Source organism: Exiguobacterium sp. s194, assembly GCF_018618275.1.
GTDB classification, from domain to species: Bacteria; Bacillota; Bacilli; order Exiguobacteriales; family Exiguobacteriaceae; genus Exiguobacterium; species Exiguobacterium chiriqhucha.
Window position 1 is genome coordinate 18705 of the sequence record NZ_JACSLT010000003.1, and the last position, 12346, is coordinate 31050.

The following is a 12346-nucleotide window of genomic DNA, read 5'->3' on the forward strand; positions in this document are numbered from 1 at the left end:
GCCATGCGTGGATTGATTGTGATCGACTACACGTTTGATTTTATCGCAGACACGGGTCGTTTGACTTGTGGAAAACCAGGGCAAGACATAGAAGAACGAATCGTCCAGTTGATTGAGGAGTTCGCGGACGAGGATTATGTCGTCGTCGCGAACGATGTCCACGACGCTGGTGACACGTATCACCCTGAGACGACGCTCTTTCCGCCTCATAACATTCGTGGGACTGAAGGCCGCGAACTTTACGGCGCCGTTAAAACCGCGGCGAGCCGGGCCGATCATTGGATCGATAAGACACGCTATAGCGCCTTCGCCGGTACCGACCTTGATTTGCGTTTGCGCGAACGGGCCATCACGGAGATTCATCTCGTCGGTGTGTGCACGGACATCTGTGTGCTCCATACGGCAGTCGACGCGTACAACCTCGGCTATACAATCGTCGTTCACGCCGATGCCGTCCAAAGCTTCAACCCAGTCGGTCACGATTGGGCGCTCGAACATTTTGTCACGACACTCGGGGCCACTGTGACCGGGAAGTGACATAAAACAGAAAGGAACGATTATGTTACATCGCAACCTAGCGCTTCATACCGACCTATACCTCCCACGTTGGATGTATATTTATTGGAAACAAGGCCGTCACAACGAACAAGTCGTGTTCGACCTGTATTACCGCTCGAATCCATTTAGCGGAGGCTACGTCGTCTTCGCCGGCCTACAAAACATCGTCCACTACTTGGAGAACGTCTCGTTCACGGAAGAGGACATCCGTTACTTGAAGCAACAACTCGACTTCGAGGACGAGTTCGCGGACGTGCTCCGCAACTTCAAGTTCACCGGTTCGCTTTATAGCGTCCGCGAAGGAGAAGTCATCTTCCCGAACGAACAAGTCGTCCGAATTGAATCGACAATCTTTGAGGCGAAACTGTTCCAGACGGCGCTCTTGAACATCGCCAACCATGAGTCACTCATCGCGACGAAATACGCGCGCATCCGTCAGGCAGCACCGAATGAGACGTTGCTCGAAGGTGGGGCCCGCCGCGCCCAAGGCGTCGATGCCGCCTATTACGGCACACGAGCCGCGTATATCGCTGGCTTCGACGTCACGAGTTTGGTTTCGGCCGGACGTGATTTCGATGTCCCGACCGGCGGAACGATGGAGCACGCCGACATCCAGTTCCATGATGAAGAGCTCGAGGCGTTCCGCTCGTTCGCGGAGATGTATCCGGACAACACGAGCCTGTTGATCGACACGTACGACACGCTCAAGTCGGGTCTTCCGAACGCGATCACGGTCGCCAAGGAACTCGAGGAAAAAGGCTATCGTTTGAAGTCGGTCCGACTCGACTCGGGCGATTTGGCTTACTTGTCGAAACGGGCTCGCAAAGCACTCGACGCGGCCGGGCTCGACTACGTCAAAATCGTCGTCTCAGGCGACCTCGATGAGTACGTCATTCAAGACTTGCGGATGCAGGGCGCTGAAGCCGACACGTTCCTCGTCGGGACGCGCGGCATCACGGCGTATGAACAGCCTGCACTCGGCATGGTGTACAAACTCGTCGCCCGCGAAGGCGCCGACGGGAAGTTGAAGCCGGTCATCAAAGTTTCGTCTTCGAAAGTGAAGACGACGACGCCGCACAAGAAAGAATTGTATCGCATCATCGATAACGAGACCGGGAAATTCAAAGGGGACTATATCGCCCTGGCTGATGAGCCGGTCGAAACGTATAACGAGATCGACTTGATTGACGTCCGCGACCCTGCGTTCCGGATCAAGACACGCAACTTTAGCGTCAAACGTTTGCTCGTCCCGATTTTCCAAGACGGCGAACGCGTCTATGACTTACCGAACGCGAAAGCGATTCGCGCGTATCATCATGAGCAGATGAACGGTCTATGGGAAGAGTACAAACGCCTCCGTTTGCCGGAAGTGTACTCGGTCACGTTCAGTAAACCGCTCTGGGACTTGAAACTCGAAATGATTCGTCAAACACGGATCCCGAAATAAAACGAAAGGCTACGGATTTGTTCCGTAGCCTCTTTTGATGATGGTTTTATGCCGTCGTCATCTCGTTCGCATGGATTTTATCTTCTTTTCTCCGAAAGTAAAGAGCGATTGAAAGAGAGATCAAAATCAATATGAAGTAAACGGTCCGTTGCCAAAACGTCGCTTCCGTATCCCCTTGGAACAACGCGATGATATAATCACTCCCGCTCACGAAGAACAATCCCGCGAGCAAGAGAAAGATTCGATATCCGGCCCGACTCCGCTCCTGCTTTACTTTGAAGAAAAGGACACCATAATAACCGATTGCTAGAATCGCGATATACCCGATTATGCCAACAACCCAACTCATCTTGATGCCTCCTTGTCCTCTATTTTTTACGTCGCTTCCCCGCTATCGTAACACAATCTTCGAACCAGACTATGTTAAGATGGATTAAAGAAAATGTGGAAGGGATCGATACGATGAAAACGTTCCGCCTAGTCCAAGTTCGCCTCGTCCAAGACGAGTATGGCAACGAGTTGAACCTCCCCGTCGAACTGCTCGATGGGTTGATTATCTCGAAAGAGCATGACAACGAATGGCTCCTCGAGATGCTCGTTCCGACCGAATTTGCCGTCACGCTTCATCACTATTTGAATAAGCGAATCCTACTCCTTGCCGAAGCCGTCATCACGTCACCGGCGAACCGCCCGGCCGCACTCGCGCTGACGTTCACGAGCGAACGGTCGCTCAGCGACCACCACACATTCGTCGCGGAAGGGCTCATGCTGATGCCGAAACAAGACCCGACCAAGCAAGTGCTCGATTCGTTGATTTCCGAAGGCGTGGCGAACGCCGAACTCAAACCGTCCTTCTTCGAAAAACAAGTCGAACAGCAGCAGTCGTTCAGCCGCTCCGCCTTCACACAGCTCGTCAAGACAGGATCGTTCGAATAAGTCGAACGGTCTTGTTTTTCTTTCCCCGTTTTTATAAATAACTCAACCCAAAAAGGCGAAGAAATTTCTTCGCCTCAAATGTAGATGAAAAACAAGATGACCATCATCGTCATCCCGACAACTTTGAGCACCGTGCTGCCGAGGAAAGCGAGTACGGTCCCGACACCGATACTCCACGCTTCACGCGTCGACTTACCGAGCGTGAGTTCCGCTAAAAATGCGAAGATGAACGGGAAGATGAGCACCCCGACGAGCGGGAAGATGAACGGTCCCGCAATCAAACCGATCGTCGCTCCCCATTTCGCCCGTTCAGAACCGCCTCGTTTATCGACCGTAGCCCGGGTGACGATATAGTCGACCACGAACAGGAAGATCAAGAACAAAATCTGCCAGAGCCAAAATGTCCATGTGAGCGGCTCGAACGAGAAGCCGAAGCCGTAAATCACATAACCGATGAATAAGAACAAGACGCTCGGGATGACCGGATAAATCAATCCTGCGAACGCGACAATAAATGATGCGATGATGAATATCCAGAGCAATGTCGTCATGAGTTTCTCCTCACTTCGCGACAATCACATTCGTAATATGGTCGGCGACATTGACCGCCTTGACCACGAACTGACCATCTTGATGTTCGATATAGTTCGAGCAGGCGTTGCGCATGGCATGACGGAACGTATACGTGTCGTCAATCGCCGATAGCGCAGCTTTAATCGCATGTGAATGACAGACGACAATGACACGTTTTCCGGCATGCGTCTCGACGAGATCATGCATACCGCTCAAGACACGGGCTCGCATCTCGTCTTCTGACTCGAGACCAGGTACGCGGTCTTGGTCATCGGCTTGGACGGCTTCATAGATGCCCGGCACCGGTTTTCCCGACGCGGCCCCGAATTCACGCTCGATGAAACGCTCGTCTCGGATGATATGTGATTCGTCGATGCCGCACGCCTCCGCGATGTAACGCGCCGTGTCGACGGCCCGTGACAACGGGCTCGCCACGATGACGTCCCATGATTCTTGACTTAAAAAGGCCGCACTCTCTTCGGCCTGCCGATGTCCGAGTGCGTTGAGCGGGATGTCTTCCCGTCCTTGAATGATTTCTTGAAAGTTCCAATCGGTCTGACCATGTCGGACCAAGCAAAGTTCTGTCACGCGAGTCACTCCTTTATGATTCCTAAATCCTACCCCATCGTACCATCTTTGCGAAAAAGCGCAACGTCACATCATCGCGTCATCGATGAAACGATCGATGCGGGCCATGAGTTGCGTTTCTTTGATCGGGTTGTCGGATTGGAGAAAGCTCGCTAACGAATGCGTACCGTTCGGGAAGGAAATCAGTTGCACGTTCGCACCGACTTCGCTCGCATGTTCCACGAAATGGAGCGCCTGTCCGAACGGGACGATTGGGTCTTTCTTTCCGTGCAAGATGAGGATGGGCGGGGCGTCGTCATAAAGATGCGTGACCGGTGAACACTTCACCATCAGCTCGCGCCACGCCTCCCGGCTCCCCTCATAAAATTTCAAATGCGCGAGCCACGTCTGGATGAACTTGAACAATAAGAAGTTCGTCGGTGGATAGAGGGCGATGACCCCTTTAATCGGCGGGACGTCATCACCTAGTTCACCGGTGAACTGTTTGCTTCGATCGAGCGCCGTCGCTAAGACGAGGGCCGCACCTGCCGAGTCACCCCAGACGATCAGTCGGTTAATATCCAAGTTGAGCAGACCATCGTGCTGTTTCAAGTAGCAAAGCGCATCGGAGACGTCGATAATGTTATCCGGGAAATAGACCCCGTCCTCGAACAGACGATAGTCGATGCTGATGACCGCGAACCCTTTGGCGAGAAAATGGTCGAGCAACGGATGGAACAATGTCACCATACCTCGATTCCCTCGTACGAACGCCCCCCCATGGGCATAGACCGCGACCGGGAACGGTCCATCCCCTGGCGGATAATACACGTCAAACTGGAGCGGACGGTCATTGACAATCTTGTACGTGTGAGTCCGGCGTTTGCGGGTCGAGGGGCGCACCGGCAACTCGGGCTCTTGCCAACGCACGAGCGATCCATACTGGTTCCACACGCTGGCCCCGGCTGCCGTGGCGGCCGCGAGCGCCGCGCCACCGACGAACCAGGCGGTCTCCTTTCTCATATACATCCACTCCTCGTTCTTTTTTTAATCATATTCCCTTTTTCTCGAAAAACCATCCATCTGAAGTCGGACTTGACGTGCACGGATTCGCCACCTATAATATAACTCGCAGTCACAGAACGTAACGGTTACGATTTAAAGGTTCACATAGAGAGGACAGGTGGAAGAGTTCATGAATAAAAAGTTATTAAGTGTCGCCGCTGCCGGCACACTTCTATTAGGTGGATGTGCAAGTAATGAAGAGAGCGGTGCGACGGAGGAGACGAGCGACCAGTTGACCGTTTACGCGTCAACGTTCGCCTTGAAATCATTCGCCGAGGAAATCGGGGGCGATCGCGTCCGTGTCGAGATGGTCATCCCGCCTGGCGCTGATCCCCATACGTACGAGCCGACCTCAAAGCAGATGACCGACATCGCCGAGGCGGACTTGTTCTTGACGGTCGGCCATGACCTCGAACCATACGTCGAGTCGATGGAAAAGAGCTTGGCCAATGAGAACGTCACGTTCGTGAAAACGGCCGAGGACGTCACACTCCTCTCGGCAGAAGACACGGTCCACGTCCATGGTGAGGACGAGCATAGTGAGGACAAGCACGGACACGAGGAAGATGACCATGCCGAGGAAGAGGCCGGTCATAGCGAAGAAGACAGCCATAACCACGGCCAGTACGACCCACACGTCTGGCTCGATCCAACGAATGCCGTCTCGATGGCTGAAGCGGTCGAAGCGGCATTCAGCGAACAGGCCCCTGACTATAAAGATGAGTTCGCGGATCGTTTGAGCGCCTTCAAAGAAGAGGCCGACACGCTCGACGCCGAGCTCAAAGCAGCAGTCGACGGCGGCTCGAAGTCTGAGCTCCTCGTGACGCATGCAGCCTACGGTTACTTGGCAGAACGCTACGGCTTCGACCAGCTCCCGATCACGGGTCTCACACCTTCGGAAGAACCGTCACAGCAAGCGTTGAAGCGCGTCATCGAAGAGGCACAACTTCACGACTTGAAATATATCGCTTTCGAAGACACGGTGACACCGAAAATCGCCCAGGTCGTTCAAAACGAGATCGGTGCGGAGACGGTGACGATTTACAACTTGGAATCGGTCACGAAAGAGCAAATGGATAAGACTTACTTCGACCTCATGCGCGAGAACGTCAAAGCGCTTGAGACGGCATTGAAATAAGAGTCTCAAAAAAAACAGCTCGGCGCGTTAGCGTCGAGCTGTTTATGTGTGTTCTGGTTCCCGGTCGATTTGTCGAAGCCTCGCCCAAATGACGCCGCATACGAAAATCGGCACCGTCAGCATCACTGTTTGAAGAAGCGTATCGCTCATCACGTTCGTCGGGTACATCAGTTCAATGAACACGAAACAGAGCACCGTCAAACAGAGAAGCGTCGCGAGCAGCTTCTTCAAACTCAGCAATGGATTGCGTTCGCGTAGGAAGAGCACACTATTCCCTATGGCGAAGCCACAGTTCACTACAATCAAAGCGTAGAAGAGCATCGAAATCGGATGATTATAGGCTGGACCCGTCGAGATGACGTAAAACCATATAATCAAAAATGCAAACACGGTGACGAGATTGATTCGACCTAACTGTTTACGACCTGCCCGATACGCGAAGATTGGGCTTAAGATACCGATGACAAACGTCATTTGGGCAAAGAAATCAAGCATACGTCCACTCCTTGAGAAACCATTTGTAATAGTTTACCAATTTTTAAGTTGTTTTCATAGCCTGTTCATTCATAGTAAATCAACACGAGCTCATCCCGCTCACTCGCCTCTTCACAGAATCGTTTCAACAGCGTCCATTTGAGCCAAACGTCATCGAACCCGTCATGGTCGACGAACGCCATATCGGCCACATCTTCTTTAGTAAATGCGTTCATCGCATCTTTGACGATATGGAGCAACTGCGGCGTCAAAATCCCGACGACGACCGCCTGCTTCTCATTGACAATCAACTCTTCCCCGATGACGGCCATCTCTAAATTATACGTGTCATCCCCATCGATATAAATCTCGATTTGTCCAAGAATCTTTTGGAAGCGTTCGATCCTCGGGAGCGTCAACGTCTCATACGTGTCACGTTGTTGACTGTGCACGTGCAACAGCCAATCTAAAATCATTTCCGGGTCTTGGCCGAACGAGACCCATACTTCCGGGGAAATGCGTATATAGTGTGTCGTCTCCATCATTGAACGCCCCCCTTTTCTTCAGTTTACCCATCTTTCGGGCGCAAAAAAACCGTCTACGCGCTTTCGTAGACGGTTTGTCGTTTATGAACGGATCGTGCCTGTTTTGACTTCTTCTTCTGATTCCCAAGCTTCGATGTACTCGCGACCTGGCAGATCTTCAATCGAATCGGCGTAGAAGACCGGATCTTCACCTTGACGGCGTTGCTCCAAGTAATCGTCGAGGACGAGACGGGCAACTTTTGCGAGGCGGAAAATCGCATACAAGTTGACAAGTGCCATGAGACCCATGAACACGTCCGCGATTGACCAGACGAGACCGGCCGAACGGACGGCTCCGAAGAGGACCATGCCGACGACACCGATACGGTAGAGTGTGACGTAAATCTTTTTATCCGAGATGAACTGGATGTTCGTCTCACCATAGTAGTAGTTTCCAAGAATCGAACTGAACGCGAATAAGAAAATCGCGATCGTGAGGAACGATGTCGCCATCGGACCAATCTCTGCTGTGAGCGCTGCTTGTGTCAATTCGACACCTGCGAACGACTCTGAACCGGCGACACCTGACAACAGGATAATCATCGCTGTCGACGTACAGACGAGAAGCGTGTCGACGAAGACGCTGAACGATTGAATCAATCCTTGTTTGACCGGATGCGATACTTCAGCAGTCGCCGCCGCGTTCGGGGCTGAACCCATCCCCGCTTCGTTCGAGAAGAGACCGCGTCGGATTCCTTGGAGCACCATCGCTCCGATGGCACCACCGAACAATTGTTGAAGTCCGAAGATTCCTTCTGAGAAAATCAAGCCGAAGACTTCCGGCAACAATGAGGCGTTCGAAATCATGACCCACCCGGCGAGCAAGATGTAACCGCCAGCCATAATCGGCACGATGATACTCGAGAGCACGGCGATTGATTGAATCCCGCCGAAGATAACGATGGCTGTCACGACAGCCAAGACGAGACCGACTGTCGTCGTGCTAATCCCGAACTGGTTGCTGACTGACAACGAAATCGTGTTCGATTGAACCGAGTTGAAGGCGAAGCCGAACGAGAACGTGATCAAGATGGCGAATAAAATCCCGAGCCAGCGCTGACCGAGCGCACGTTCCATATAGTAAGCCGGACCACCGCGCCATGTGCGACCGTCGCGAATTTTATATACTTGCGCGAGCGTACTTTCGACGAATGCCGAAGCCGATCCGATGAGCGCGATCAGCCACATCCAAAAGACGGCTCCCGGGCCTCCGAGCGCGATTGCAGTCGCGACACCGGCAATGTTCCCGGTCCCGACGCGTGCAGCCGTCCCGATGGCGAACGCTTGGAATGACGAGACTTGGCCTTTTTCACGCTTCATGCCGTCTTTGAACAAGAGGCGGAACATTTCAGGCAACATCCGGAACTGGACGAACCCCATGCGAACGGTGAAATACAAACCTAAGGCGACAAGGACAACGATTAGCACTGACGACCAGAGCAGGTCGTTGGCATTTGTAACGAGATCTTCTACGAATTTCTCCATCTTTAAATCCTCCGTGTATGTGTAAGTTATAAGAAAAAGTTATGTCAACTTTCTTTACATGAGTAGAATTATAGGAAAAACGTTAAAAAAATGCAATCTTTTTCGACAATTTTCATTTTTGGTGTCGAACAACAAAAAAGCGACCGGTCAAGTGACCGGTCGACTAGATTAACTCATTTAATTAGATAAAGAGGTTCAAGTTACCACCTTCGGCTGCCCCGAGGTATGCTGCCACACCACCGAGATCGATGCCGTCGATTAACTCTTCTTCTTTAATTCCCATGACGTCCATCGACATCGTACAAGCGACCATTTTGACGCCTGCCTCTTGAGCCGATTTAATCATTTGATCGAGTGACGGGACATTTTTGTCGCTCATCACTTTCTTCATCATCTTCTGACCAACGCCACCGAAGTTCATGTTCGAGAGCGGAAGCTCACCTGCATGAGATGGCATCATCATGCCGAACATCTTCTCGAGGCCTTGCTTTTTCACTTCTGGTGCATCTGGTTTACGGATGACGTTGAGTCCCCAGAACGTGAAGAACATCGTGACGTCTTTACCCATTGCCGCTGCACCTTGCGCGATGATGAACGATGCGAGTGCACGGTCGAGGTCTCCACTGAACACGACCATCGATGCGCCGTCGCCTGCCGGTGCGCCCGCTTGGACGGCTGCAGGGCCTTGGCCTTTTTGAAGGACGGCTTCGACGCGACCGTTCACAAATTGTTTCGAGACGAGCTTGTTACCCGTTTTCTTCGCCCATGCTTCGATGTCCGCAAAGAAGCCAGGATCACTTGCGAGGACGCGGAGCGTCTCGCCTTCGCCGAGTTCGGCTACTTTTTTATTGACTTCTAAGATTGGTCCCGGGCATTGCAGACCGCACGTATCTAGGAAAATCGGTTCCCCGATTGGTTCATTCATCATTACTGGTGGTGCCTCCTCCGTTGCTGTTGCGGCAGTCTCATTTGCTGCCGATGCGTCTGCCTCGATGGCATCGAAATCGCGTTTTACTTGTGACCACGTCTTGTAGCCACCGCTCAAGTTTTTAACCTTGAATCCGTTTTGACGCAAGATGCGGGATGCGAGATATCCGCGAAGTCCGACTTGGCATGTCACATAAATCGTTTCGTCTTTGCTGTAGTTGTCCAAGTGATCGCGTAGCGAGTTGAGCGGAACGTTGATTGAACCAGGAATTTTGCCAAGTTCATGTTCTGACTCGTCACGGACGTCGAGCAATGTCGCGCCGTTTTGGACCAACTCGTCAATCTCATTCCAGTGCACGACTTCGTTATCGCCGAGGACGACGTTCGACGCGACGTAACCGATCATGTTGACCGGATCTTTCGCTGAGCTGAACGGTGGTGCGTAGCTGAGTTCAAGGTCTGGAAGGTCAAGGACCGTCAAGCCACCTTTCATCGCTGTCGCAATCACATCGATCCGTTTATCGACGCCGTTCATCCCCACGCCTTGCGCGCCGTAGATTTCACCTGTCGTCGGATGGAACAAGAGTTTGAGTGATACGGGTGTCGATCCTGGGTAATAACCCGCATGTGAACCCGGGTGCACGTGGACGGCTTCGAACTCTTTACCGGCCGCTGTCAAACGCTTCTCGTTCCAACCTGTCGAGGCGACGGTCATATCGAATACTTTGGCAATCCCAGTCCCCATCGTTCCGTTGTATTTAACGTCACGACCGTTGATGATATCAGCTACAAGACGACCTTGGCGGTTGGCCGGCCATGCGAGTGGAACGACCGTCGGCTCTTTAAAGATATAATCGAGCACTTCGACGGCGTCACCGATTGCGTAGATGTTCGGGTCTGACGTGAGCATCTTCTCGTTGACGCGGATGGCGCCGCGGATGCCTGTTTCAAGTCCTGCTTCCGTTGCGATTGACGATTCTGGCACGACGCCGATTGACAAGACGACCATATCAGTATCGATGACGCGACCGCTCTTCAAGTGGACACGTTTCCCTTTCTCAGAGAACGAGTCGACACCGTCAGAAAGCTGAAGATCGACGCCGTGAAGGCGCATGTGCTCGTGAACCGGTGAGACCATCTCGCGGTCGAGCGGTGTCATGACTTGATCGGCCATCTCGACGAGCGTGACGTCGACGCCACGCTCCCGTAAGTTTTCAGCCATTTCGATTCCAATGAAGCCGCCACCGATGACCGTCGCGTGTTTTGGCGCTTTATCATCGACGTAGCTACGGATTTTATCCGTATCTGGGATGTTACGGAGCGTGAAGATGTCTTCTGCTTCTTCAATCCCAGGGATGTTCGGACGAATCGGTTTCGCCCCTGGTGACAAGACGAGCACATCATATGACTCATCGTACGTCTCACCTGTCTTGACGTTTTTCACCGACACCGTCTTCTCGGCACGGTTGATTTTCGTCACTTCCGTCAAGTTACGGATGTCGAGTTGGAAACGCTTGTTCATCCCTTCGACGGTTTGAACGAGCAATTTTTGACGGTCTTGAATCACGTCACCGATGTAATAGGGAAGACCACAGTTCGCGAACGAGATATACTCGCCCCGATCGAACATGACGATATGATTCTCTTCATTTAAGCGACGAAGGCGGGCGGCTGCCGAAGCACCACCGGCGACCCCACCGACGATTACGATTTTTTTACCCATTGCGCATTTCCTCCTTTGACGACTTCACCTGGCCAGCTCATCAAGCCATCTTCTATATTGACCACTTTATAACCTTTCGCTTCCATTTGCCAAGTCGCCTGCGTGCTGCGAGCACCTGAGCGACAAAGGACGATGTACTCTTCTTCAGGATTGAGCGTCTCAATCCATTCCGACATTTCGGAGAGCGGATAATTTGTCGCGCCAGCAATGTGCGCTTCTTGGAACTCGTCACGTTCACGAACGTCGACGATGTTGACTGGTACTTCAAAATCCATTTGACGTTTCAAGGCAGATGCTTTCATGTTTGTTTACCCATCCTTTTGATCTATAATATTTCACTTATTTATTCGTCAGCTTGGTAGCGGGCGTTCGACGAAAGTTTGTGATTCGTTGAACATATCGCTTCCACGTCATTAATATACCCCCTGTGGTATTTGATTGCAAGGGATTTGTTTGTCGAATCGGTAAACGTTTGAAAAAGTTTCACATCAAACGTTGTTGCTCGACACATACTCCCCCACGTATTAAGATGAGACTACACAATAAATAGTTGGGTTACTGAACGATTTGAATATAGAGGTGAATCTAATGGAACAGTATCAATACGATGCAAAAGTGTTGAACCGGATGAAACGGGTCGAAGGACAAATCCGGGCCATCATCCGCATGATGGAAGAAGGGAAAGAGTGCCGTGACGTCGTGACACAGTTGAGTGCGGCTCGATCAGCTCTTGACCGCGCCTCGACCATCATCGTCGCGAAGAACTTGGAGCAGTGCATCATCACCGCCCAACAAGATGGCGAAGATACGTCAGAAACCGTCGAAGAAGCCATCAAAATGTTGATGAAACGCTAGTTCCCCTTGCTTTC

General features: G+C 52.0%; 14 protein-coding genes. 5 read left to right on the forward strand and 9 right to left on the reverse strand.

Translation table 11 applies throughout. The features are described 5' to 3' along the window. Positions 1–3: 3 nt before the first annotated feature. Positions 4–537 carry a cysteine hydrolase family protein gene (locus KNP85_RS03935; protein WP_131471576.1) on the forward strand — a complete coding sequence of 178 codons (534 nt, stop codon included), beginning with the start codon at positions 4–6 and terminating at the stop codon, positions 535–537. Between the two features lie 22 nt (positions 538–559). Beyond that, a complete protein-coding gene (locus tag KNP85_RS03940; RefSeq protein WP_131471578.1) occupies positions 560–2005 on the forward strand; it encodes a nicotinate phosphoribosyltransferase in 1446 nt (481 codons plus the stop codon). Positions 2006–2051: 46 nt separating this feature from the next. Here the strand turns inward: KNP85_RS03940 and KNP85_RS03945 are convergent, their stop codons facing one another. After that, positions 2052–2354 carry a hypothetical protein gene (locus tag KNP85_RS03945; RefSeq protein WP_021068165.1) on the reverse strand — a complete coding sequence of 101 codons (303 nt, stop codon included), beginning with the start codon at positions 2352–2354 and terminating at the stop codon, positions 2052–2054. A 113-nt stretch (positions 2355–2467) separates the two neighbouring features. Between KNP85_RS03945 and KNP85_RS03950 the strand changes: the two genes are divergently transcribed. Beyond that, the gene (locus KNP85_RS03950; protein WP_021068164.1) at positions 2468–2941 is read left to right on the forward strand and encodes a YwpF family protein; all 474 of its coding nucleotides are present in this window, start codon (positions 2468–2470) and stop codon (positions 2939–2941) included. A 74-nt stretch (positions 2942–3015) separates the two neighbouring features. Here KNP85_RS03950 and KNP85_RS03955 read toward each other — a convergent pair whose 3' ends face one another. The 3 genes from KNP85_RS03955 to KNP85_RS03965 all read right to left on the reverse strand — a co-directional run bounded on the left by KNP85_RS03955 (position 3016) and on the right by KNP85_RS03965 (position 5104). Further along, positions 3016–3492, reverse strand: a complete 477-nt coding sequence (locus KNP85_RS03955; protein ID WP_021068163.1) for a DUF456 domain-containing protein — start codon at positions 3490–3492, stop codon at positions 3016–3018. Between the two features lie 10 nt (positions 3493–3502). Then, on the reverse strand, positions 3503–4102 hold the full coding sequence (locus KNP85_RS03960; RefSeq protein WP_131471586.1) for a histidine phosphatase family protein: 600 nt from the start codon (positions 4100–4102) through the stop codon (positions 3503–3505). Between the two features lie 66 nt (positions 4103–4168). After that, positions 4169–5104 carry an alpha/beta hydrolase gene (locus KNP85_RS03965; protein ID WP_214714980.1) on the reverse strand — a complete coding sequence of 312 codons (936 nt, stop codon included), beginning with the start codon at positions 5102–5104 and terminating at the stop codon, positions 4169–4171. Between the two features lie 172 nt (positions 5105–5276). Between KNP85_RS03965 and KNP85_RS03970 the strand changes: the two genes are divergently transcribed. Beyond that, positions 5277–6284 (forward strand): metal ABC transporter solute-binding protein, Zn/Mn family, encoded by a 1008-nt coding sequence (locus KNP85_RS03970; protein WP_214714988.1) that lies wholly within the window; start codon positions 5277–5279, stop codon positions 6282–6284. 42 nt (positions 6285–6326) lie between these two features. Here KNP85_RS03970 and KNP85_RS03975 read toward each other — a convergent pair whose 3' ends face one another. The 5 genes from KNP85_RS03975 to KNP85_RS03995 form a co-directional block, all read right to left on the reverse strand. Further along, a complete protein-coding gene (locus tag KNP85_RS03975) occupies positions 6327–6779 on the reverse strand; it encodes a hypothetical protein (RefSeq protein ID WP_214801489.1) in 453 nt (150 codons plus the stop codon). 65 nt (positions 6780–6844) lie between these two features. Next, complete coding sequence (locus tag KNP85_RS03980) at positions 6845–7303, reverse strand: DUF1877 family protein (protein ID WP_021068158.1); 459 nt, start codon at positions 7301–7303, stop codon at positions 6845–6847. Between the two features lie 81 nt (positions 7304–7384). Next, positions 7385–8827 (reverse strand): alanine/glycine:cation symporter family protein, encoded by a 1443-nt coding sequence (locus KNP85_RS03985; RefSeq protein ID WP_021068157.1) that lies wholly within the window; start codon positions 8825–8827, stop codon positions 7385–7387. Positions 8828–9008: 181 nt separating this feature from the next. Beyond that, positions 9009–11477, reverse strand: a complete 2469-nt coding sequence (locus KNP85_RS03990; RefSeq protein ID WP_214714992.1) for a CoA-disulfide reductase — start codon at positions 11475–11477, stop codon at positions 9009–9011. Further along, on the reverse strand, positions 11459–11779 hold the full coding sequence (locus tag KNP85_RS03995; RefSeq protein ID WP_214714994.1) for a rhodanese-like domain-containing protein: 321 nt from the start codon (positions 11777–11779) through the stop codon (positions 11459–11461). Before KNP85_RS03995 ends, KNP85_RS03990 begins: the two co-directional genes overlap by 19 nt. Before the next feature lie 286 nt (positions 11780–12065). Between KNP85_RS03995 and KNP85_RS04000 the strand changes: the two genes are divergently transcribed. Next, on the forward strand, positions 12066–12332 hold the full coding sequence (locus KNP85_RS04000; protein WP_021068154.1) for a metal-sensitive transcriptional regulator: 267 nt from the start codon (positions 12066–12068) through the stop codon (positions 12330–12332). Positions 12333–12346 lie beyond the last annotated feature (14 nt).